The following is a 23812-nucleotide window of genomic DNA, read 5'->3' as shown; positions in this document are numbered from 1 at the left end:
TTTTGTTCTCGCGAGCCGGCTCCGGCCGCCGGATCAGAACCTAGGCGAAAGACTTCCAGCCGGGTAGTTGAGCGCTACACCCCGGCGCCTGGTCGCCGGGACCTCCGGACGTCCCGCTCGGTGATCAGGCGGTTGAGGATCATCCAGCGGGCCAGGTCCTCCCAGTCGGCCAGGCCGGGCTCGTCGCGGTCACTCAGCTCGCGGCGGACGTCCGAGATGACGTTGCGCACGTAGTTCGGGCCGCGGCCCAGCCGCTCGCCGATCTCCTTGTAGGTGGCCGGCCGGGCGTCGGACCCGGACTTCGTCAGCAGTGGCCGGCACAGCTCGATGATGATGTCGAGCTGTGCGGGGCTGAGCTGGACCGGCTGGCTGATGGTCGCCCTGCTCTCGGAGAGCGTCGTATGGCCGAGCGACTGCCGGTCATGGGTGACGGCGGAGGCGTCGACCTGCACGGTGACGGTCGCTCCGCCGCGGCGGGCCGCGACGATGCCGAACCTGGGGAACGGCAGCGAGGTCATCGCCGCCCCGGGCTCGACGATTCTGTCCTCGCCGGCGGGCGGGCGCAGGCAGAACGGCTTCGACTGCGACTTGTTGTACACCAGGACGCAGTCGTCCAGAACCCGCAACGAGGCCATGTGCCGCGACAGGTAGGTGTCGTCGGGAAGCTTGATGGCACAGGCGCTGCTGCGCCCGACGGTGATCTCCTCATCGCGGGCGACGTGCCACCGCCGCCCGCAGTACTCCAGCACGACGACCGGGCCCGGCGAGCGGCCCGTACCGTGGTTGCCCACCCACAGCCCCTTTTTCTACGCTGCCTGTCACAGATGAATGTGGGGACAATCAATCGGCCGGCCATGCGCCCGGACAGTGCCGACCGACATGATCTTCCGAGCCGGGCCCATTTTAGGGCGGATTCGCGGCGGTGACCAGATCAGGACCGGGTGGCGCCCTCGTTCCCACCCACCATCACCAGGAATCCGCAACGCCGCAGGTCGGCGGCGTTCCTGGCAGCCCGGAGCCTCCGGGCGCGGGAAACCCGACAGAGGCTGACGACGACCAACGACCGCCATCACCGGCACCGAGCCGCGTGAAGCCGACATACGCCGGGATTGGCAGGAGGGGCCACCGGGCCGAGACGCCGGAGCGGGGCGATCCGTAGTGGTCCGGGATCCCGGGGCGATCGTTAAGCTGGTTTCATCGTGACGATCCAGATCGTGATGACACTAACCGTGATGACACAGGTCGTGGTGACACAGACCGTGATGATGCGGCGGTCAGCAGGTCGGCCGGGCCGCCGGGACTGCTGATGATCGTCGACCGGGCGCGGGTGGCCGCGGTGGTGCCGAACTACGTCCTCGGTGAGCAGTTAGGCGCGGGCGCGTTCGGGCTGGTACTGAGGGCGGAGCACCGGCGGATGCGCCGACCGGCGGCGATCAAGGTCATGCCGGCGCAGACGGCCGAGGGTGAGCGGATCGACTTCGCCGCCGAGGCGCGGCTGCTGGGCGGGCTCGATCATCCACATGTGGTCCGGGTCTACGACTACATCGAGGCCGACGACCTGTGCCTGGTGGTGATGGAGCTGCTCGCCGGTGGCACGCTGACCCGGCAGCGCGCCGGGATGAGGCCGGAACAGGCGTGCGCGGTGGGCCTGGYGGTGTCCGCGGCGCTGAGCCATGCCCACGCCCGCAACGTGCTGCACCGCGACGTCAAGGCCGACAACATCCTGTTCGCCGCGGACGGGACCGTGAAGGTCGGCGACTTCGGCATCGCGAAGCTGTTCGAGGGGTCGGCGACGACCGCCAGCAAGGTGGCCGGCACGCCGGTCTACATGGCGCCCGAGCAGATCGAGGGCGGCCGGCTGGTCCCGGCTACCGATCTCTACGCGCTGGGCATCGTGCTCTACCGGCTCCTGACCGGCCGGCCACCGTTCGACCCGAAGCTGCCGCTGCACATTCTGTGGCGCCGGCAGCTGACCGAGCCCGCCCCGCCCATGGACGGGGTGGCCGCCCCGGTCGCCGAGGTGGTGCTGCATGCGTTGGAGAAGAACCCGGCCGCCCGCCAGTCGGACGCCACCGCCTTCGCGTTGGCGCTCGCGCGTGCCACCGCCGCGGCCTTCGGCGCGGGCTGGATCGCCCGGGCCGGCCTGCCGTTGCATCTCGACGACGTCGTCCGCCGCATTGCCGAGGGGCTGCCGGCCGCCGAGCCGCCGGTCGGCCGCACCCCCGATGCCCCCGAGTCGACGACCGTCCGCATGGAGGCGTCGATCGTCCGCACGCGGCCCGCGACCGGCCCCGGCGGGCCGAGGACCGTTCTCGATGACGGCGGCGCGCAGCAACGGCCGGAGAGCAGGCGGCCGGGCGGCCCCGAATCCGCAGCGGAGGTGTTCGCCCGGCTTCGGCGGACCCACGGCCCCGAGCATCCCGACACACTGGAGGCCGCCAACGCCCTCGCCGTGCGGCTGAGCGCGCGCGGTGACCATCGGGCCGCCCGCGGGCTCGACGAGGACACCCTCGCCCGGCGCCGCCGCGCCCTGGGGCCCGACCACCCCGACACCCTCACCTCGGCCCACAACCTCGCCGTCGACCTCGTCGAGCTCGGCGAGCGGCCCGCGGCCCGCGACCTGTACGAGGACACCCTCGCCCGGCGCCGCCGCGTCCTGGGGCCCGACCACCCCGACACCCTCACCTCCGCCTACAACCTTGCCGTCTACCTGGGCAAACTCGGTCGGTACCGGGAGGCTCGCGCTCTCGGTGAGCAGGTCCGGGCCGGCCGCCGCCGGATCCTCGGCGCCGACCATCCCGACGCCCTCGCCGTCGAGGAGGCGCTGCAGTGGTGGACCCACCAGGATTCGGCCGGCGCGTAGTGCCCGGGGCCGCGCCGTCCGGCCGGCCTGCCATCGGGCGAGCGCCGTCCCGGCCCCACCGTCCGATCGCTGATGTCACGACAGATCAATCCGAGGTTCGCCCCATCCTTGACCACTCGGTCGGCAAGTACGAACGAAGCAGGTAAAAGGCCAGGTCAAAGCCAGTTCCCCACGTCTGACAGGCAACACGCGGCAAATTTCGCCCGATCCCATACAGACAACACCAGCACTACAGAACATCTTGACCACGAAAACCGCGACGGGTGGGCCGGTCCCGTCACGGCGGCAATTTCGCGGGTCTGGAAACATCCTTCCCCGTGCGAGTTTCTGGATTCCGTCGCCGTTCCGTGACCACGAGCGTGTGTGCCGTCGCCCTCCTATGCGGGCTAACCGCGTGCGCCGACTCGGCCGACCAGTCGGCCGGGCCGGCCCCAACCGGAACCGGAGCGGTGGGCGCATCCCGGTACAGCACTCCGCTGAAGGGGAGCTGCCCGGATACCGTCACCGTCCAACAACCATGGTGGCCCGGCGCCGACCAGGGGTTCCTCTTCCAGCTCCTCGGGCCGAACCCCACCATCGACAAGGACTCCAGCCGCATCACCGGCCAGCTCGGCGGAACCGGTGTGACGCTTGAGATCCGGGCCGGCGGCCCGGCGGTGGGCTTCCAGCYGGCTTCCTCACTACTCGCCCAGGACGACGACATCCTGCTCGGCGACATCAGCACGGACGAGGCGATCCAGAACTCGGCCAAGGCGCCGTCGGTGGCGGTCTTCTCGGTGTACGAGAAGAACCCGCAGGTCCTGCTGTGGGGAAACCCGGACTGGAACTTCACCAGCGTCGCCGACATCGGCCGGGAAGGCGCGACGGTGCTGGTCTCCGCGAGCCAGGTCTCCTACCCCGAGGTGTTCGAGCGGGAAGGCCTGCTGAACAAGTCGCAGATCGACACCTCCTACCAGGGTAGTCCGGACCGCTTCGTCGCGGCCGACGGTAAGATCGTGCAGCAGGGGTTCGTGACCTATGAGCCCTACCAGCTCGAGCATGACGTCAAGGCGTGGAACAAGCCCGTCAAGTATCTGCTCCTCGACAAGGACTACCCGGTCTACCGGTCGCAGCTTTCCATCCGGCCGGACAAGCTCGCGGCCAACCGCGACTGCCTCAGCAAGCTCGTGCCACTGCTCCAGCAGGCGCAGCGTGACTACATCAACGATCCCGAGGCGACCAACCAGCTCCTGCTCAAGGTCCTCGACTCGCTGAACACCAGCGGGTTCACCCTCTCCCCCGAGCTGCTCGCGAACGCCAACGCCCAGCAGAAGAGCCTCGGCCTGATCGCCGACGGCAGCGACGGAGTCCTGGGCAGCTTCGACACCGCGCGCGTCCAGACCCTGATCGGCCGCCTCACCCCGGTCTTCGAGGCCAAGGGCGACAAGCTGAAGCCGGGCCTCGCCCCGAAGGACCTGGTCACCAACGAGTTCCTCGACCGGTCGATCTCCCTGAAGTAGCCGAGAAGCAGCCAACCAGGAATCCGCGGTGGTCCCGAACCAGGGTTCGGGACCACCGCGGATTCCGCCCGCCGACGCCCGCGACCACCGCGCGCAGGGAGCCGCCCCGTGAACAGCCCCACCGACGACCACCCGCCAGCCACGTTCGACACCAGCAGGCCACAGTCGGCCCGGGTCTGGAACTACTGGCTGGGCGGCAAGGACTACTTCGAGGTCGACAGCGAGTACGGAGACCGCTACGTCGAGCTGTACCCGGACATCGTCGAGATCGCCCAGGCCTCCCGGGCCTTCCTCGGTCGTGCGGTCCGCCACCTGACCGGCGACGTGGGCATCCGGCAGTTCCTCGACATCGGCACCGGCCTGCCCGTCACCGGAAACACCCATGAGGTCGCCCAGTCGGTCGACCCGCGGTCCCGCGTCGTGTACGTCGACAACGACCCGCTGGTGCTGGCGCACGCCCGCGCCCTGCTGACGGGCAGCCCCGAAGGGGCCACCGCCTACCTCGACGCCGACGTGCACGACCCCGAGACCATCCTGGCGGGCGCGGCCGAGACCCTGGACTTCAGCCGCCCGGTCGGGCTCATCCTCATGGGGATCATGGGGAATGTGGTCGACCTCGACGAGGCATACGCGATCGTGCGGCGGTTTCTCGATGCCGTGCCATCGGGAAGCCATCTCGTGCTCAGTGACGGCACCGTCGCCGACGGAAAGGTCCACGCCCTCAGCGAGGGATCCGGCGGGCACGGGTACTACAACCGGACGCCCCAGGAGATCGCCCGGTACTTCGACGGTCTCGAGCTGCTCGAGCCCGGCCTGATCTCGACCCCGCTCTGGCGACCCGCCCCGGGCACCACCCCCACTGCGCTGGACTCGTTCTGCGGTGTCGCGCGCAAGGCGTGAGCGCCATCAAAGAAGGGGAGACATTCTCGGACGTTGATCACTTACGGGGGACAGGATGGTAGACCAGCGGAACCGCGGGCCGGTCGCGCYGCGGATCCTGCTTGGCGGCCAGCTTCGCCGGTTCCGGGAGGAGCGGGAAATCACCCGCGAGGCGGCCGGGTATGCGATCCGGAGCTCTGACTCGAAGATAAGCCGGCTGGAGCTGGGGCGGGTCGCGTTCAAAATTCGCGACATCGAGGATCTGCTCACCCTCTACGGGGTGGATGACGAGGCCGTGCGCGCCCCGTTGCTCGCCCTGGCCCGGGAGGCCAACCAGCCCGGCTGGTGGCGCGCCTTCGCCGCCGTCCTGCCGGACTGGTCCGAGATGTACCTCGGCCTGGAGACCGCCGCGACGCAGATCCGGGCCTACGAGGCCCAGTTCGTCCCGGACCTGCTCCAGACCGAGGACTACGCCCGCGCCGCCATCGGCCTGAACAGCAGCCAGTTCGCGGCTCCGCCCGGAGAGCTCGAACGCCGGGTCAGCCTGCGGATGCACCGGCAGAAGATACTGACCCACCCGGAGGATCCCGTCACGCTCTGGGTCGTCCTGGACGAGGCGGCCCTGCGGCGCCCGGTCGGCGGGCCGCGGGTCACCCGCGCCCAGATGAAGCACCTGCTCGCGGTCTCCGAACAGCCGAACGTCATCATCCAGGTGATGCCGTTCGCCTTCGGCGGCCACGCCGCGGAAGGCGGCACCTTCAGTATCCTGCGCTTCGCCGAGCCGGAGCTTTCCGACGTCGTCCACTGCAGGTACCTCACAGGTGCGGTCTACCTGGACAAGCCAGCCGACGTGCTCCGGTACTCGGAGGTCATGGGCCGCATGATCGTTGACAGCACACAGCCCGGAGAGTTCGCCGACTATCTGCAGCGAATCCTCGCCGAGGAATAGCCGCGCGCCGTCCTGACCGCCTTTCGTGGTGCGCCGGTCCACAAGCCTGCCCGGCCGGTCACGGCGCCGCGGGCGCGCCGGCGGCGGCCACCGCGTCCGCCAGGTTGACGGTCGGATGGCCGATGAGCCGGCTCAGGTCGCCGGTGTCAATCTGGAGCCGTCCCGCGCCGATCGCCCGGTCCGCGTCGGCGAGGACGCGCGCGACGGGCCCGGGCAGACCCGCGCCGGTCAGGACGGCCTCCAGCTCGGGCTGCGTGACGTCGCGGTAGACGATCGGCTGGCCGGTGTGCTTGGCGATCTGCTCGGCCAGCTCCGGCAGGGTGAAGGACGTGTCGCCGCCCAGCTCGTACACGGCGCCCTCGTGCCCCTCACCCGTCAGGACGGCGGCGGCCGCCTCGGCGTACTCCGACCGGGCGGCCCCGCTGACGCGGCCCTCGCCGGCGCAGCCCACGACCGCGCCCACCTGGAGGTAGACCGGGAGCTGGTCGGTGTAGTTCTCGAAGTACCAGCCGTTGCGCAGGAAGCTGAACGGGACGCCGAGCGCGCGGATGCCCGCCTCGGTCCCCCGGTGGTCCTCGGCCAGCAGCATGTCGGTGGTGTCGGCGTACGGCGCGCTGGTGTAGACGACGAGGGACGCGCCGGCGTCGCGCGCCGCCCCGGCCGCGCCCACGTGCTGCTCGACCCGGCGGCCGAAGTCCGTCCCCGACACGATCAGCGCCTTCTCGGCCCCGGTGAACGCCGTCGCGAGCGAGGCCGGGTCGTCGAAGTCCAGGCGGCGGACGTCCACGCCCCGCTCCGCCAGCGCCGACAGTGCGTCGACATTGCGGGTGCCCGCCACGATCCGCCCCGCGGGGACGCCGCGGGCCAGCAGGTTCTCGACGACGAGCCGGCCGAGGTGACCGCCGGCTCCGGTGACGACGATGGACATGGGTCCTCCAGTGGTGGGTGTGGTCGAACAGCGCCGTCTGCGCCCACCAGGACCCTCTCGCGAACACTTTCCTGCGCATAGTACCCACCTTCAGGTAAGGTACTGTCTTCATGGTTAGTAACCAGGTCAGCGACCAGTTCGGCGGGCTGCGGGCCCTCTTCGCGGACGGCTTCTTTCCCCGCGACTGTCCGACCCGGACAGTCCTCGACCACGTCACGAGCCGGTGGGGGATCCTCGTCCTGCTCACGCTGGCCGGGCGGACCCTGCGCTGGGGGGAGCTGCGCAGAGCCATCGAGGGCGTGAGCGAGAAGATGCTCGCCCAGACGCTGCGCACCCTCGAGCAGGACGGGCTCGTCCACCGTGAGGCTCTCCTGGTCATCCCGCCACACGTGGAGTACAGCCTCACCGGTCTCGGAGACGACCTGGTCACCCGCCTGGCCCCCCTGGTGGCCTGGATCGCCCGGCACGCCGACGAGATCGTCACCCGCGCGACGCCGTCCACACCGTGATCCGGCCGGCGCCGGCGGTGCCGCCGACCGCCAGCCACCGGCCACCGGCCACCGGCCACCACGAAGGGTCGTCGTCACCGGTCCCGCAGCACACCGGTGACCAGGGTGTCCATGAGCGTCAGGCCGCCGCGGGTCATCACCGAGGCCGCGTGGAACTGCATGGAGGCGAACCCGGCACCCCGCAACGCGTGCACCTCGCCCGTGGTCAGGTCACGGGCCACCTCGACCGGTCCGACTCCCGGCCCGCCCTCGAGCAGGTCACTCGGATGAATCGCGACGAAGGTGTTGTAGAAGTACACCGGCTCCAACTGGCCGAACAGATCGGCGGTCCGCCGCACGCCCTGGTTGGGAACCGCCATCCGGATTACCGGTAGGCCGAGCAGGTCGCAGAGCACCTGGTGGCTCAGGCACACCGACAGGAAGGGCACATCCAGGTTCAGCAGGCTCCTGGTGACAGCCCGCAAGCTGACGATCTTGGGATCCGCGCCGTCCAGTGGATCGCCCGGCCCGGGGCCGAGGACGACGAGGTCGACTCCCTCGATCTGGTAGGGCTCGTCGAAGCGGCGGACCGTGACGTCGAATCCGAGGGCGCCCAGCTGAGCCGCCCCCATCGCCGTGAAGGTGTCCTCCGCGTCCACGATCAGCAGGCGGCCCCGGTCGCGCGGACGAGTCTGCGCCGGCGTCAGCCAGAACGGCGCCAGCGGGAGGTTCCGGCTCGCCAGCGCCGCCCGTACCGCCGGATCCTCGCCGAGGGGGGCACCGGGGCGACGTGGACTGGCCGCCCGCGGCCCGGCGGCCGGTCCACGTGCCCGCCCTGTCGCGGTGGCCCGTGGCGCCCGCTGCCCGGACACCGGCCGGTCGGACACCGGCCGTGCGGACACCGGCTGGTCGGCCACCGCAGGCCCGCTCGAGGGCGAGGACCGACCGAGCCGGACGACGGGGCGACGCAGCGCGTGCAGGAGGCCGGCCACCTTGGCGCGGGTCTCGTCGGTCTCCGCCGCCGGGTGGGAGTCGCGCACCAGCGTGGCGCCGACCCCGACCCGCATCCGGCCCGTGCTGTCGACGTCGGCGGTGCGGATCAGGATCGCGGAGTCGAGCCGCTGGCCGCCGAGTGCGTCCCAGCCGATCAACGCGGCCGCCCCCGCGTAGTAGCCCCGCGCGGACGGCTCGAACTTCGCGATGACGTGGCAGGCGCTCTGCAGCGGGCTACCCGTCACCGTCGGGGCGAACAGGGTCTCCCGCAGGATCTCGCGCACGTCGCGGGAGCTGCGCCCGACGATCCGGTACTCGGTGTGCGCGAGATGGGCCATCTCCTTCAGGCCCGGGCCGACGACGCGCACGTCGTCGCAGACCCGGCTCATCATCTTGAGCTCCTCGTCGAGGACCATGTACAGCTCGTTGGTCTCCTTGGTGTCGGCGAGGAACTCCAGCACACCGGCCACGCTCGGCCCGCCGGGCGGATAGCGGTACGTGCCGCTGATCGGGTTCATCACCGCGGTGCCCGCGTCGAGGCTGACGTGCCGCTCCGGGCTCGCGCCGACGAACGTCCGGTCGCCGGTGTGGATCAGGAACGTCCAGTAGGCCCCGAGTTCGCCGGCGAGCAGCCGGCCGTAGAACGCCAGCGCCGTACGCACCGACCAGTTGTCGACCTGGAGCATGTACGTGCGCTTCAGCACGAAGTTGGCGCCGGCGCCGAACCCGATCTCCTCGGCGAGCACCCGGCGGACCAGCTCGGCGTACTCGTCGTCACCCAGGTCGAAGTACCCGTCGCCAACGTCGATCGGCCAGTCCTGGACGTGGCGCAGGACGTCGTCGACCGGTATGCGGTGCTCGCCGGTGACGGTCATCGCGAGCAGCGGCTCGCCGTCGTCGTGATGCTCGTACCCGCGCTCGCCGATCAGCCGGTACGGCAGCAGGGCCAGGGTGTGGTAAGTGCCGGGCGGCCCGTGGGCCGGGATCGGCAGGTCCGCAGTGCCGGCGATCTCCGCGAACGTCCCCCGCAACAGCTCGACCTGCCCGGCGGGGCCGCTGTCGGGCCGGTGCAGCAGGGCGAACGCCTCCGGTCGGGCGTCCTGCGCGTCGAGGAGCTCGGCAAGCCCGGCCGGTTCGCTCCGCTGGGACGGGATGCTCATCTCCGCTCCTCACCGCCCCCGTTCGCCACGGCGAACACGCCCGCCGGCGACCCGGCCGAAGCGGCCGACCCGGCCGCCGTCGCCGACGCGGCCGACGCGGCGCCGGAGGCGCCGAGCCAGCCCAGGACGTCGGCCGCCACCACGGCGGCCCCGCACCGGATGGCGACGTAGTCCAGCGCCATCCGGTGGAACTCGGGGGTGAAGTCGGCCACCGCGTCGGCCACGACGAAGGCCTGGATGTCGTTCGCGAACGCGTCGGCGGCGGTGAGCAGCACTCCGACGTGCGCGTACACACCACAGATGATCAACTGGTCACGGCCCGCGTCGCGCATCAGCTCCAGCAGCGGCGAGCGGTGGAAGGCGCTGGCCCGCCACTTGGTGAGCACGGTGTCGGCCGGGGCGGGCTCGAGTTCGTCGGGAATGCCCCGGTCGCGGGCCTGCGCGGTCATTCCCGGCCCCCAGAAGTCCGCCAGGAGCCCGCGGTCCCGACTACTCATGCCGCCGGGCTGCGCCGAGTACATCACCGGAATCCCGAGCTGTGCGCACCGCTCACGCAGCGCGCGCACGTTGTGGACGAGGTCGGTGTGCGGCTGCGCGCCACGCGCGAACGGTGCGAGGAAGTAGTGCTGCATGTCGTGGATGAGCAGGACGGCACGCTCGGGTTCGACCCGCCACGACGCGATGTTCGCGGGCAGGTCGGCCGGGGTCGGCATCGGATAGGACTCGATCGGAGTGATCCCCATGACCGCGGTCCGTTCCTTTCTGCGCGTTTCCGCGCGGCGATCGCCTTCGTGCGACGGTCAGGCGCCGAGCGTGGCCCCGCCGTCGACGGTCAGCTCGTGCAGGGTGATCTGGGCGGCCCGGTCGGAGAGCAGGAAGAGCACCGCGTCCGCGATCTGGTCGGGCTCGGCGATCCGTCCGGTGGGAATGCCGAGGCGGAAGGTCGCCGCGGTGCCCTCGATCGACGCACGCTCGGCGGCGTCGCCGGCCAGCGCCGTGAGCATCGGAGTGCGCGTCGAACCGGGGGCGACGATGTTGCAGCGGATTCCGTGACCGGCCAGCTCCAGGCCGAGAACCTTGGTGATCATGGTGGCGGCGGCCTTGGACGCCGCGTACGCCGCCATCCCGGTCCGCGGCGTGCGCGCCGCGTTCGAGGCGACGGTGACGATCGATCCGGCACCGCGGGGAACCATCCGGCGGGCCACCGCGCGGCAGACGTGGAAGACCCCGCCGGCGTTCACCGCGAGCGTCTGCTCCCAGTCCTCGTCGGCGAGCGCGGTGACGGCCCCCGTCCGCAGGACACCGGCCGCGTTGACGAGCCCGCCGATGGCGCCCAGCTCCGCCTCGACCTTCGCGACCGCGGCGTCGACGTCGGCGCTGACGGTGACGTCCGCGGCGACGGCGAGCACCCGCCGGCCCGCGCCGGCCAGCTCGTCGGCGAGCCGCCACAGCGGCTCGGCGGAGCTGTCGACGAGCGCCACCGGCGTGCCCCCGACAGCGAGTGAGCGCGCCACCGACGCACCGATCCCGCCCGCGGCCCCGGTCACCAGCGTCACGCCGCCGGACGACGGCCCGCCGGGCGCGGTGGAGCCCCCCGTCCTCGGCGCCGTCGTGGTCTGCGCCGTCTTGGTCTGCACCGTCGTGGTCATCGGGCGGCCTGCCGCATCGCGCGGTCGACGACGTCGGCCGGGACCTTCACCACCCGGGTGGTGAAGGAGGCCAGCGCCGAGAGGTAACGCGCCTCGAGCTCCCGCTCGTCGGCGGCGAGGCTCCTCCCGCCGCGCAGCAGCGTGCGGCCCGCGACGATGACGGTGTCCACGTCGGTGGACCCGCCCAGCCACAGGAAGCCCTCGATCGGCCTGGGGTTGAGCACGTACCGCCAGTCGTCGGCCCGCACCAGCACCACATCGGCCTGGTAGCCGGGTGCCAGGCTCCCGACGCCCTCCCAGCGCAGGCCGCGGGCCGCGATGCGGGTGGCCATCGCCAGCGCGTCGCTGGCGCGCACCTCGGTCTGGTCGGCGCTCATCTCGTTGTACATCTGCCAGGCGGCCCGCATCGTCTCGGCCATGCCGGCGATCGGCATGGCCGCGCCGTCGGTGGACAGCGACACCCCCAGCCCGGCCCGGCGCAGCGCCGGGACGACGGCGGTCTCCGTCAGCGACGACTCCCCGGACGGCCCGTACTTGGCCGGCGAGTGGCTGATGTGCACCCCCGCGTCGAGCAGGAGCTGCCGCTCGTCGTCGTCCACGAACGCGCAGTGCGCGGCCATGAGCCGGTCGTTGACGAGGCCGAGCTCGGCGAGGCGGCGCACCCCGGTGGTGCCGTGGAAGGTCCGCATCACCTCCACCTCGTTGCGCAGCGCGCCCACGTGGGTGGCGAACCCGAGATCCTCCGCGTCGACGAGCTCCGCCATCCCGCGGCCGAGCTCGTCGGTCATGTTGGTCACGTAGGCGATGCTGGGACGGACCCGCAGCAGCCCGGTCGGGTCGGCGCCGACCGTCTTGAGCAGCGACTCGACACCGCTGAGCACCGTGTCGGCGTCCCGGGTGCGCACGAAGCGCGAACCGCCCKGCGGGCAGATCGCGTCCGAGGCCCAGGTGCTGGCGGAGAAGCGGATGCCGAGCGCCTGCGCGGYGGCGACCATGGACGCGGGCCGGTTGAGCGACCCCATGTCGCCCAGGGTGGTGACCCCGCCGCGCAGCTGGGTCCACATCGAGTACTCGGCGATCGCCCGGCCCTCGTCGGGCGTCATCGCCTCGATCATCGGGCCGAACGAGTCGAACATCCCGGAGATCTGGTGGATGTCGCCGCCGGCGCCCATGAAGACGGCCTTGTCCTCGCGGTCCGACGGCGGGCGCAGCACTCCCCGCATCGGGAACCGCATCGAGAACATCTCGTGCCAGTGGGCGTTCACCAGCCCGGGCAGGACGAGCATCCCGCGGGCGTCCACGGTCTCCAAGCCGGCCTGGACGCCCGGCGCGAGCTCGGCGACCCGTTCCGCGACCTCGGACGCGGTGCCGACCGCGACGATCTCGCCGTCCAGGGACAGCAGGGCGCCGCCCGGCACGACACGCTCGGCTTCGTCCGCGGTGTAGACCGTGCCGCCGGTGATCAGCAGGGCGCTCACCGGGTCACCTCCGTCGACCGGTCGGCGGCGGGCGTCAGCTCGGCGAAGTGCGCCAGCCAGCCGGTGAGCGTCGGGTCCGCGACCAGCCGGTCGAAGTCCACGGGCACGCCCTGGCGCCGCCAGATGCCGACCAGCCGCATGATCTCCAGGGAGCTCAGGCCGAGCACGACGAGGTTCGCGTCCGGGTCGAGGTCCGCGGGCGCGAGGCCGAGCGCGGACGCCACGACGTCGCGCAGCGCCGCCTCGTTCGGTACGGGGATGCCGGTCACACCTAAGCCTTCCGTTCGGACGCGGCCGCCGCGGCCAGTGCCAACTTGTCGATCTTCCCGAGCGGGGTGAGCGGGAACTCGGTCACGAACCGGACGGTGTCGGGCAGCTTGTAGTCGGCGACGCCGCGCGCGTGCATGGCCCGCTTGAGCTCGGCCAGCGCCGGGGCCGGCCCGTCGACGATCAGGTGGGCGCAGATCCGCTCACCGAGCAGGTCGTCGGGGACGGCGGTCACGGCCGCCGCGGTGACGCCGGGGTGGGCGAGCAGGTGGTCCTCGACCTCGCCGGCCGAGATCTTGTCCCCGCCCCGAATGATCATTTCCTTGATCCGGCCTTCGATCACCAGGTCGCCGGCCGGGGTCAGCCGGGCGAGATCACCGGTGCGGAAGAAGCCGTCCGGGGTGAACGCCCGCGCGTTGTACTCCGGCACCCGGTAGTAGCCGCGCAGCGTGTACGGACCACGGGCGACCAGCTCGCCGATCTCGCCGCTGGGCAGCGGGTCGCCGTCCGGCCCGACGACGAGCATCTCGTCCGCGGGCGAGATCGGGCGGCCCTGGGTGGTGAGCACCGCGTCGGCCGGATCGTCGGGATGGCTGAAGCAGAGCAGGCCCTCGGCCATCCCGAACACCTGCTGGAGCGAGCAGCCCAGGCCCGGCCCGATCCGGGCGGTGAACTCGCGGGTCATCCGGGCGCCGCCGACCTGGACCAGGCGCAGGCTCGACAGGTCCGCGTCGTTCCACTCGGCGGCCTCCAGCCACAGCGCCACGACGGAGGGGACCATCGCGGTCATCGTCACGCCGTGCCGTTCCACGAGCGGAAAACAGTCCAGCGGGTTCGGGGTGTCGGCGAGCACGGCCATCCCGCCGGTCTGCAGCGTGCCGATCACACCCGGGCAGCCGAAGGCGAAGTTGAACTCGACGGGCAGCACGGCCAGGTAGACGTCCTCGGCGGACATCTGGCACACCTGGGCGGCCAGCTCGGACTGGTACACGTAGTCGTCGTGGGTGCGCGGGATCATCTTCGGCAGCGCCGTGGTCCCGCCGGAGAGAAGGAAGAACGCCACATCGGACGGGTCGGCGTCCGGAGACAGGGCCTCCCCCGCGGCGGTGCCGGCTTCCCGGGCGGCGGTGCCGGCGGCCTCGACGTCCGAGAGCGCGACGAAGCCGTCGGCACGGTCACCGAACACGAACAGCGTCCGCAACGTGTCGGTCTCCGCCTGGACCTGGCGGGCCAGGGCCAGGTGGTCGAACCGGCGGTAGGTCTCGGGCACCATGTACCCGGTGGCGCCGGACAGCCGCACCAGGTGGGTCAGCTCGGTCGCCCGGTGCGCGACCAGAGAGAACACCGGGATCGCGCCGATCCGGGACAGCCCGAACACGATCGCGATGAACTCCGGGGTGTTCGGCAGCTGCACCACGACGCGCTCGCCGCGCGCGACGCCGTGCGCGGCGAACCCGGCGGCCAGCCGGTCGGCCCAGGCGTCCAGCTCGGCGTAGCTGATCCGGCGGTCGTGGTGGACCAGCGCCGTGCGGTCACGGTGGCGGCCGGCGAGCTCGGCCAGCATCGCGCCCATCGTCTGTCCCCGCCAGATGCCCTTCTCCCGGTAGCCGCGAGCGACCTCCGCCGGCCATGAGGTGCAACCGGGCAGCATCAGACCTCCCACTCCGCCGGCGTCACGGTGATCCGGACGACGGCCGCCCCGGCTTCCATCCCCGTGCTGGCGCCGATCAGCAGCACGTTGTCGCCCGGGCCGACCTGACCGGTGCGCCACAGGTGCTCCAGGCCGAGGAACAGGTCGGCGGCGCCAGTGTGGCCGATGGTGTTCACGTAGTCCCAGGTGTCCTTGTCGGCGGGCAGGCCGAGCGGGACGAGGAACATGGCCTCCAGCGCGGGCCGGCCGAAACCGACATGGCAGACCCGGCTCACCTGCTCAAGGGTGAGCCCGGCCTCCTTCAGCGTGCGCTCGGCTATCTCGGCGACCCGGTCGCCGAAATTCTTGATGGGGGGCGCCTGGCCGGCCGCCCACTGCTCGCGCACCTTCTCGGCCCGCTCGGCGAAGTTCAGCCCGCGGCCCCGGGTGATTCCCGGCGGAAAGAGATCCTCGCCGGCCCGATGCAGGATCTCCATCGACGAATCCGACAACGACCCGACGGCGAGCAGCTCGGCGAATCCGGCCCGGCGCGACACGACCACCGCCGACCCGGCGTCGGCCAGCAGGAACAGGCCCGAGCCACGCCAGCGGTCGACCAGCGGCGTGGAGAAGTTGTCGCCGGTGGTGACCAGCGCCGCGTCGTGGGTCGGGTTGGCGACGAGCCGGTTCGCGGCCGCCTCCACGCCGGCGATCATCCCGAGGCAGCCCTGGCGCACCTCGACCGCGGGCACCGGCCGGTCGACCGTGTTGCGCAGGATGTAGTGCACCGCCGACCAGCCGTCCGGGCCCTGGTGATGGGTGTAGCTGTGGAACAGCACGCCTATGTCGTCCGCGGTGTGCCGGGAGCCGGCCAGCGCCGCCCGGGCCGACTCGATGGCCATCTCCGGGGCCGGAGTCGAGTCACTGACCGCCACGGAGCGCATCCCGGACGCCTTCGCGGCGGCGGAATCGTAACGGCCCTCGGCGACGGCCCGCTCGACCAGTTCCAGGGGCGGCAGATGGCTGCCGATCCCGGCGAGATACAGATTCGTGGTCCTCATCGTTGGATATCTCCTCCACGTGAATCAACTGGGTCTCCTCCGGCTGCCGCCAGCCGGCCGCGAAGAAAAGAAGAACACGACGCGTATTCCGATCTCGTGAGTAGTCACTACTCAAAGATTCTCGGTGGACCCAGCTTCCGGAACCCTTTTCCGGCCGTCATCGGCAGGTTCCTCGCAGCACTCCCGGCCCGCTACTGACGACCGAATTGAGTGCCGGCTACTCACGATCCGGAGCAGGTTCCGGTGCTGTGCTGCTGGACGTCGTCGGTCCATCTGACACGCACCTCGCAACGAACCTCACCCGAACGGGAGTCCCGATGCCGTGGACGCGTCCTGACGCAACCAGCTGGTCCAACCCGGACGAACTTGCCGCCCTGCAACGCGCCGAACTGCCCCGAGTCCTGGCCACCGCGCTGCGCTCGCCTTTCTACGCGGCCCGGTACGCCGGCGGTGAGCCGCCGCGGACCGCGGCCGACTTCGCGGGCCTCGCCCTCACCACCAAACAGGACCTGCGCGACGCCTACCCGTTCGGCATGCTCGCCGTTGCGCGCACGGAGCTCGCGACGTACCACGAGTCGAGCGGCACGGCCGGCGACCCGACCGCGTCCTACTACACCGAGAAGGACTGGACCGACCTGGCGGAACGGTACGCCCGCAAGTGGATCGGCATGAGCTCGTCGGACACCTTCCTGGTCCGCACCCCGTACGCGCTGCTCATCACCGGCCATCTAGCGCACGCCGCCGGCCGGCTGTGCGGCGCCACGGTCGTGCCCGGCGACTCGCGGTCGATGGCCACCCCGTTGTCCCGCATCGTCCGGGTGGTGCATGACCTGGAGGTCACGCTGACCTGGTCCAATCCGACCGAGGCGCTGCTGCTGGCGGCCGCCGCCCGGGCCGCGGGGCTGCGGCCGGAGCGGGACTTCCCGGCGCTGCGGGCGATGTTCGTCGCGGCCGAGCCGCTCACCGCCGCGCGGCGCCAGCGCATCAGCGAGATCTGGGGCGGCATCCCGGTGATCGAGGAGTACGGCTCGACCGAGACCGGCACCATGGCCGGCCAGTGCCCGTCCGGGGCGATGCACCTGTGGGCGGACCGGGCGATCTTCGAAGTCTGGTCGTCGGAGACGGGGACTCTCAGCTCGACCGGGCGCGGCCAGCTGGTCGTGACCCCGCTGTTCCGGGAGGCGATGCCGCTGCTGCGGTACAACCTCGCCGACGAGGTCGAGGTCTCCGCGCGGCCCTGCCCGTGCGGCTGGCCGCTCCCGACCGTGCGGGTGCTCGGCCGGGCGGCGTTCGCCTATCACGTCGGTTCCACCCCCATCACCCAGCAGCAGGTCGAGGAAGTGGTCTTCCGGCTTCCCGCCGCGTGCGAGGTGATGTTCTGGCGCGCGGCCGCCGAGCCCGACGTGCTGCGGGTGGAGATCGAGGTGGCGGACGAGGCCCGCGAACGCGCGGTCAAGGAGCTGCGCGCGGCGATCGACCGGGAGCTGGGAGTTCCGCACCAGGTCACCGGCCTGTCGCCGGGCACGATCGTCCCGGCCCACGCGCTGCGGGAGCAGCGGGACATCCTCAAGGCCCGCTATCTGTTCGGGCCGGGCGAGGAGTGGAGCAAGGCGGTCATGTACCAGTGACCGCCGTAGTCGCCCGCGGCCGCGTGCCGCTGTGGCCGGTGACCTCCCCCGGCGTTCCCACCATCTCCCCCTTCCGCGCCGCCCAGGACGTGTGGCGCCCGACCCGCCGCGGTGACACATGAGCAGGTTCAGCCCGCCCCCCGACGACCGGGTGGCGATCATCGGCATCGGCTGCCGGTTCGCCGGAGGCATCGACAGCCCGCGGTCGTTCTGGGAGTTCCTCCTCGCCGGGCGGACGGCCGCCGGCCCCGTGCCGGCCGGCCGCTGGGACGCCTACCGCGGCCGCTCGCGGGAGGAGGCCGCGGTGCTGTCCCGCGTCATCGACCGCGGTGCCTTCATCGACGACATCGCCGGCTTCGACGCCGCCTTCTTCGGGATCTCGCCGACCGAGGCCCGCCAGCTCGACCCCCAGCAGCGGATGGCGCTGGAGGTCGCCTGGGAGGCGCTGGAGCACGCCGGGATCCCGCCGACCAACCTCGCCGGCACCGACACCGGGGTCTTCCTGGGGGTCGGCACCGACGACTACGGCCGCAGGCTGCTGGAGGACCTGCCCGGCGTCCAGGCCTGGACCGGCATCGGGGCGTCGCTGTGCGCGGTGGCGAACCGGATCTCCTACACGCTCGACCTGCGCGGCGCGAGCGTCGTGGTCGACACCGCCTGTTCCTCGTCGCTGGTCGCGCTGCACCAGGCACGCCTGAGCCTGCTGCGCGGCGAGGTGCCGGTCGCGCTCGCCGGTGGCGTGATGCTGATGGCGGGCCCCGGCCTGACCACGGTGCTGGACCGGGCCGGGGCGATCTCCCCGGACGGCCGGTCCAAGGCCTTCGACGCCGCGGCGAACGGCTACGGGCGGGGCGAGGGCTGCGGGATCGTGGTGCTGCGCCGCCTCTCCGACGCGCTGCGCTCGGGTGACCGGATCATCGCCGTGCTGCGCGGCAGCGCCGTCCACCAGGACGGCCGCACCGACGGCATCATGGCGCCGAGCAGCGAGGCCCAGGCGCACCTGATGCGACGGGCCTACGCCGACGCGGGCGTCTCGCCGGCCGAGGTGGATTACGTCGAGGCACACGGGACCGGAACCCGGGTCGGTGACCCGATCGAGGCGGCCGCGCTGGCGGCCGTCGTCGGCAACCGCACCGCCGATCACCACGAGGGCGACGGCGACGGCGGACGGATACCGCGCCCGTGCCTGATCGGCTCGGTGAAGACCAACATCGGGCACACCGAGGCCGCCGCCGGTATCGCCGGCGTGATCAAGACAGCGCTGGCGCTGAGCCGCGGCGTCCTTCCGCCGACCCGCACGGTGACCGGCCCCCGGCCCGACATCCCCTGGGAGGCCAGCGGCCTGCGTCTGGTGACCGAGACGACTCCGTGGCCGGCCAGCGGTCATCCGCGCCGAGCAGGGGTGGCGAGCTACGGCTACGGCGGCACCATCGCCCACGTCGTCCTCGAGGAGGCCCCGCCGCAGCCCGCGTCGGCCGGTCAGGCCGGGCGGCGCGGCGGCCCGGAACGGACGGCGGCATCCGATCTCCGCCTCTACCCGCTGTCGTCGACAAGCCAGGCGGGTCTCGCCGCCCAGGCCGCCCGTCTGGCGGCCGCGCTCAACCCCGGCGGCCCCGGCCCCAGCGTCGGAAACGGCCACGGCCGCCCGGGCGGAGCGCGCGCCGGGATCGCCCGCGCCGACCTCGCTGCCGTCGCGGACACCCTGGCCACCCGCCGCTCCCACCTCAGCGCGCGGGCGGTGGTCGTCGCCGAGGACCGGGCCGAGCTGTCGGCGGGTCTGGCTGCCCTCGCCGAGGGACGGGCGGATCCCGCCGTCGTCACCGGCACCGCCGCGCGCGCCGGCCTGCCCGCGGGCCCGGCCGCGCACGCGCACCGCAAGGCGCCCGGCGCCGTGTGGGTGTTCTCCGGGCACGGCGCGCAGTGGTCGGGCATGGGGCGGGAGCTGCTCACCGACGAGCCGGCCTTCGCCGCCGCGATCGACCGGATCGACCCGGTCTTCGCCGCCGAGCTGGGAGTCCGCCCGCGGGAGGTGCTGGAGTCCGGAGACCTGGGCTCGGTGGACGTCATCCAGGCGATGCTGTTCGCGATGCAGGTCGGGCTGTCCGCCGTCTGGCGGGCGTACGGCCTGGTGCCGCGGGCGGTGATCGGCCACTCGGTCGGTGAGATCGCCGCGTCGGTCGCCGCGGGGGCGCTGACCGAGACCGAGGGCGCGACGCTGGTGTGCCGGCGGTCGATGCTGCTGCGCCGGGTCGCCGGGCGCGGCGCCATGGTGATGGTCGACCGGTCGTTCGACGAGGTCGAGTCCTGGCTGGCGGACATGGGAGCGGACGCCGCCGGGGCCGTCGCCGCGATCTCCGCCGCCCCGGCGTCGACAGTGGTATCCGGGGACATCCCGGTGGTCGACCGTGTCGCCGCACGGGCCGCCGACGCGGGCTGGACCGTCCGCCGGATCGACTCGGACGTGGCGTTCCACAGCCCCCAGATGGACCCGCTGTGCCCGGACCTCGCCGCGGCCGCCGCGGAGCTGCGGCCCCGTGCCGTGACCGTGCCGCTCTACGTGACCGCGGTGGGCGACCCGCGGTCACGGCCCCGCCTGGACTCCGTCTACTGGGCCGCGAACCTGCGCAACCCCGTCCGCTTCCGGGAGGCCATCGCCGCGGCCTTCGACGACGGCCACCGGGTGTTCCTCGAGGTGTCGGCGCACCCGGTGGTCAGCCATTCGATCACCGAGACGCTCGCCGCGGCCGGTGCCGGAACACCGGCGGACACCGGCGGCGTCGTGGTACCGAGCCTGCGCCGGAACAAGCCCCAGCGCCGGACGCTGCTCACCGCGCTCGCGTCCCTGCACTGCAACGGGGTGCGCGTGAACTGGCCGGCGGCCCCGGACGCACCCGCCGTCGACCTGCCCACCACCGCCTGGCGGCACACCCGCCACTGGGTGGACGGGACGGCGGGCGCCGAGTTCCCCGCCGACACCCTGCTCGGCGCCGACCTCGCCGTGCCCGGCGCGCGGCAGCGGATGTGGCGGACCACGCTGGACTTCCGCACCCGGCCCTACCCACGCACACATCCGGTGCTCGGGACGGAGATCGTGCCGGCGGCCGTCCTGCTGAACACCTTCCTCACCGCGGCCGGGACCGAGGAGCTCCGCCAGGTCGCGCTGCGCCAGCCGGTCGTGGTGCCGGCGGAGGGCGAGCCGATCGAGCTGCGGGTCGTCCACGACGAGGCTGGCCTGCGGCTGGTGACCCGCTCGCTGGCCGGCCCTTCCGCCGGCTGGTCGACCCACACCACGGCGCTGCCGGAGGACGGCGCCGCGCCGCAGGACCCGGGTGAGGGAGCCGCGGGCCGTTTCCCCGGCACCGGCGAGGCCGGTGATCACCTCGCCACGGGCTCTCAACCCGCGGGCGAGGAAGAGAACGAGACCCTGCCCGACGATCACGTCGTGACCCGGCTGGCCGAGCTCGGGGTGGYGGACATGGGCTACCCGTGGACGATCACCGAACTCCGCCGGGGCCCACGGTCGATGTCCGCCGTGGTGACGACGGAGGCGACCCGCAGCTGGGCCTCGGTGCTCGACGCCGCACTGTCGGCCGCGTCCGTGATCTTCTCCGGGCCCGCCGTCCTGCGGATGCCCGCGCGGATCGACCACGTCCGGGTGGCCGGCCCGCCACCGGCCACCGCGCGCGTCTCGGTGTGGCTGGACGCCGAACAGAAGCACACCGTGAACGTCACGGTCCAGGGCTCCGGAGCTGGAGCCGGAGCCCGGTCCGGACCGGGCTCCGGATCGGAGGCCGCGCTGCGCGGGCTGCGCTACGGCGAGCTGGACGGCGACCTGGACGGCCGCGGCGGCACGGACCGCTTCGAGATGAGCTGGCTGCCGGCCGCGGGCCCGTCTGCCGCGGGGCCGGCGTCCGCGGATCCGCTGGCCGGGCGCACGATCCTCGTGCTCGGATCACACCGGGTGGCCCGCGAGCTCACGCCGGCCTGCGCGGCACACGGGGCCGTCGTCGACGACGATCCGGATGCCCTGGCCACCGCGGCACACGTGGTGTTCGCACCGCCGGCACCGCCTGTGACACCTCCGGCACCGCCTGTGACACCGGCACCGCCTGTGACACCGGCACCGCCTGTGACACCGGTGGCGCCGCCGCCGGCGGCCGACTGCGCGTCGGCGTTCGCCGCCCTCGTCCAGCGCATCGCCGCGCTCCCCGAGCCCCGACCGCGGCTGTGGTGCCTGACCCAGGGTGTCCGCGACGCGGACGGGCCGCGGGCCCTCGCGCACGCACCGCTGTGGGGACTCGGCCGGGTGGCCGCCACCGAGCATCCCGAGTTCTGGGGAGCCGTCGTCGACGTGCCCACCGGCGGTTGGGACGCCGACACGGTCGTGGACCTGTTCGCGACGCCCCCCGCCGAGCCCCTGGTCGCCGTCGGGCCGGCTCCCGCGCCGGGCGGCGCCGGCCCCGTCCACCCCGCGCCGGACGACGCCCCGCACGAGCGCCCCGTGCAGGACGACCCCGCGCCGAGGGTCCTGGTGCCGCGGCTGCTGCCCGTGCCCCCGGGTCCGGCCGAGGCGTTCACCTGCCGCTCCGACAGCACATACCTGATCACCGGGGGCCTGGGGGTGCTCGGCCTCGTCGTCGCCGAGCACCTGGCCGCGCGCGGGGCCCGCCGGCTTGTCCTCCTCGGCCGGAAGCCCATGCCGCCGCGGGCGACCTGGGCGGACGACGATCCACGGGCCGCGTCCATCCGGCGGCTGGAGGCTGCCGGGGTCACCGTCCACACGGTCGCGGCCGACGTCACCGACCTGGCGGCGATCCGCGCGGCGCTCGACGTCGCGCGCCTGCCCCCCGTCCGTGGCGTCGTGCATGCCGCCGGCGTCGTGCACGGCGAGCTGCTGCGCCGCCTCGACGACACACGGCTGCGCGAGGTGCTCGCGCCGAAGGTGGACGGCGCGTGGGTGCTGCACCAGCTGTTCCCGCCAGGCAGCACCGACTTCTTCGTGCTGTTCTCCTCGGCCGGCCCGTTGCTGGGCCTGCCGGGCCAGGGCGCCTACGCAGCCGCGAACACCTTCCTGGACGTCCTCGCCGCGTACCGGGGAACCGCCGGTCACCGTGAGTCGGTGAGCATCGCGTGGACGAGCTGGCAGGGCCTGGGTATGGCGACCTCGGGCGACACCACGGACATGGAGCTCGCCGCCCGCGGCACGACGCCGATCTCACCGGACGAGGCGCTGCGCGCGTTCGACCAGACCGCCGCCGCGGCGGCGTCAGCGGCCAGGGCCGGTGCGCCCGGCTCACCGTTGGTCGCCGTGCTCGGGCTCGCCCGCGGGCACACCGGGCCTCGGCCGGCGCTGCTGTCCGAGCTGGCGACCACCGACGCGGCGGCACCGGCCGACGTGCCGGACTGGATCGGCCTGCGGGGCAACGAGCTGGCCGACCACCTGCTGGGCGTGGTCGGCGGCCGGGTCGCGGCCGTCCTCGGCACGGGCGTGACCGGACTCGACCCGAACCAGCCGCTCACCGAGGCGGGGGTCGACTCGCTGCTCGCCGCCTCCGTACGCATCGCGCTGGAACGCGAGTTCGGCATCGCCCTTCCCGCGACGCTGCTGTGGAACCATCCCACGGTGGTCGCGATAGCCGGCCACCTGGCGTCGATCCTCGGCGATGCCGGTGATCCGGCCCGGCCGCACCTGGTCGGCAGAGGCTGAGGGCCGCACCGGTCCGGCCGCCCGGTCCGGCGTCCACTCGTCCGGCGGCCGGGCGGCGTCGGAGGAGATCAGCGGTGCCGCACGCCCGGCTCCTGGTGGCCTGCGGCGGCTCCTCCCCCTCCAGAGGAAGGGCCGGGGTCCGGGGCAGCGCCCCGAAGAGGCCGGCGAATGGGGGTCTTGCAGGTTCGTTGCCTGACTGATGACGTGGAGGGATCACGAGATGCTCAAGTGACATCCACGGGAGGACGGGGTCCATGTTCATGGAGATCCGCCCATCGGACGGCGCTGACCCGAAGGATGCGCTACTCCTGCACGACCGCTTCTCCGCGCTGTTCGCGGGGGAGACAGGAGAGGACGAGCGATGCTCTCCTGACGCTTCGGATCGGACGCGGCTCGTCGATGAGTCTCCTGACCTTCGTACGGAGTTCGGGGAGAACCCCGACAGATAGGTGCGACGCTCCGACGCGCCCGAACCCCGACCGGCACCACGTTCAGTCCGCGCCGGATCCGAGCGCGGCGGGACGTGCCACGGCGTGCGAGGAGAGTCGACGGGCCCTGACCGACGGATCCACCCCTCCGCCGGCCGTGACGATCGTCCGGGTTCCCGGGCGGCGCGGATGCGGATGCCGACCC

The 23812-nt window shown here is 72.7% G+C and carries 16 protein-coding genes; 7 read left to right on the top strand and 9 right to left on the bottom strand.

What is annotated here, in order from left to right; translation table 11 throughout:
• Window positions 1–74: 74 nt before the first annotated feature.
• Complete coding sequence (locus tag BBK14_RS14845) at window positions 75–791, bottom strand: helix-turn-helix domain-containing protein (protein ID WP_071062943.1); 717 nt, start codon at window positions 789–791, stop codon at window positions 75–77.
• Window positions 792–1306: 515 nt separating this feature from the next.
• Between BBK14_RS14845 and BBK14_RS14840 the strand changes: the two genes are divergently transcribed.
• The 4 genes from BBK14_RS14840 (at window position 1307) to BBK14_RS14825 (ending at window position 6190) form a co-directional block, all read left to right on the top strand.
• Window positions 1307–2863 carry a serine/threonine-protein kinase gene (locus BBK14_RS14840; protein ID WP_071062941.1) on the top strand — a complete coding sequence of 519 codons (1557 nt, stop codon included), beginning with the start codon at window positions 1307–1309 and terminating at the stop codon, window positions 2861–2863.
• A 347-nt stretch (window positions 2864–3210) separates the two neighbouring features.
• A complete protein-coding gene (locus BBK14_RS14835; protein ID WP_071062939.1) occupies window positions 3211–4362 on the top strand; it encodes a substrate-binding domain-containing protein in 1152 nt (383 codons plus the stop codon).
• A gap of 108 nt (window positions 4363–4470) precedes the next feature.
• The gene (locus BBK14_RS14830) at window positions 4471–5262 is read left to right on the top strand and encodes an SAM-dependent methyltransferase (RefSeq protein ID WP_071062938.1); all 792 of its coding nucleotides are present in this window, start codon (window positions 4471–4473) and stop codon (window positions 5260–5262) included.
• A 55-nt stretch (window positions 5263–5317) separates the two neighbouring features.
• Complete coding sequence (locus BBK14_RS14825; protein WP_071062935.1) at window positions 5318–6190, top strand: helix-turn-helix domain-containing protein; 873 nt, start codon at window positions 5318–5320, stop codon at window positions 6188–6190.
• A 58-nt stretch (window positions 6191–6248) separates the two neighbouring features.
• Here BBK14_RS14825 and BBK14_RS14820 read toward each other — a convergent pair whose 3' ends face one another.
• Entirely contained in the window at window positions 6249–7118 is an 870-nt protein-coding gene (locus tag BBK14_RS14820) for an SDR family oxidoreductase (protein ID WP_071062933.1), read from the bottom strand.
• 110 nt (window positions 7119–7228) lie between these two features.
• Between BBK14_RS14820 and BBK14_RS14815 the strand changes: the two genes are divergently transcribed.
• Entirely contained in the window at window positions 7229–7627 is a 399-nt protein-coding gene (locus tag BBK14_RS14815) for a winged helix-turn-helix transcriptional regulator (protein ID WP_198541287.1), read from the top strand.
• A 74-nt stretch (window positions 7628–7701) separates the two neighbouring features.
• Here the strand turns inward: BBK14_RS14815 and BBK14_RS14810 are convergent, their stop codons facing one another.
• The 7 genes from BBK14_RS14810 to BBK14_RS14780 are packed head-to-tail and all read right to left on the bottom strand — an operon-like array spanning window position 7702 to window position 15844.
• Window positions 7702–9759 carry an anthranilate synthase family protein gene (locus BBK14_RS14810; protein ID WP_071062930.1) on the bottom strand — a complete coding sequence of 686 codons (2058 nt, stop codon included), beginning with the start codon at window positions 9757–9759 and terminating at the stop codon, window positions 7702–7704.
• On the bottom strand, window positions 9756–10502 hold the full coding sequence (locus BBK14_RS14805; protein WP_071062928.1) for an isochorismatase family protein: 747 nt from the start codon (window positions 10500–10502) through the stop codon (window positions 9756–9758). Before BBK14_RS14805 ends, BBK14_RS14810 begins: the two co-directional genes overlap by 4 nt.
• 57 nt (window positions 10503–10559) lie before the next feature.
• The gene (locus BBK14_RS14800; RefSeq protein ID WP_083390963.1) at window positions 10560–11408 is read right to left on the bottom strand and encodes a 2,3-dihydro-2,3-dihydroxybenzoate dehydrogenase; all 849 of its coding nucleotides are present in this window, start codon (window positions 11406–11408) and stop codon (window positions 10560–10562) included.
• Window positions 11405–12886, bottom strand: coding sequence for an amidohydrolase family protein (locus BBK14_RS14795; protein WP_071062925.1), 1482 nt, complete (start codon window positions 12884–12886; stop codon window positions 11405–11407). Before BBK14_RS14795 ends, BBK14_RS14800 begins: the two co-directional genes overlap by 4 nt.
• Window positions 12883–13155 (bottom strand): phosphopantetheine-binding protein, encoded by a 273-nt coding sequence (locus BBK14_RS14790; protein ID WP_071062924.1) that lies wholly within the window; start codon window positions 13153–13155, stop codon window positions 12883–12885. Before BBK14_RS14790 ends, BBK14_RS14795 begins: the two co-directional genes overlap by 4 nt.
• A 2-nt stretch (window positions 13156–13157) precedes the next feature.
• Window positions 13158–14804, bottom strand: a complete 1647-nt coding sequence (locus tag BBK14_RS14785; protein ID WP_071062921.1) for a (2,3-dihydroxybenzoyl)adenylate synthase — start codon at window positions 14802–14804, stop codon at window positions 13158–13160.
• Window positions 14804–15844, bottom strand: coding sequence for a ketoacyl-ACP synthase III family protein (locus BBK14_RS14780; RefSeq protein WP_071062919.1), 1041 nt, complete (start codon window positions 15842–15844; stop codon window positions 14804–14806). The genes BBK14_RS14785 and BBK14_RS14780 overlap by 1 nt, the downstream gene beginning before the upstream one ends.
• 317 nt (window positions 15845–16161) lie before the next feature.
• On the opposite strand from BBK14_RS14780, the gene BBK14_RS14775 reads away from it, so the two are divergent.
• Window positions 16162–17472, top strand: a complete 1311-nt coding sequence (locus tag BBK14_RS14775; protein WP_071063004.1) for a phenylacetate--CoA ligase family protein — start codon at window positions 16162–16164, stop codon at window positions 17470–17472.
• A 118-nt stretch (window positions 17473–17590) separates the two neighbouring features.
• Window positions 17591–23179 carry a type I polyketide synthase gene (locus BBK14_RS14770; RefSeq protein ID WP_071062917.1) on the top strand — a complete coding sequence of 1863 codons (5589 nt, stop codon included), beginning with the start codon at window positions 17591–17593 and terminating at the stop codon, window positions 23177–23179.
• Window positions 23180–23812 lie beyond the last annotated feature (633 nt).

Source organism: Parafrankia soli, from assembly GCF_001854695.1.
Lineage (GTDB): Bacteria > Actinomycetota > Actinomycetes > Frankiales > Frankiaceae > Parafrankia > Parafrankia soli.
Note: the sequence above shows the minus strand (reverse complement) of the source record. Positions and strands in the feature narration are given on the sequence as shown.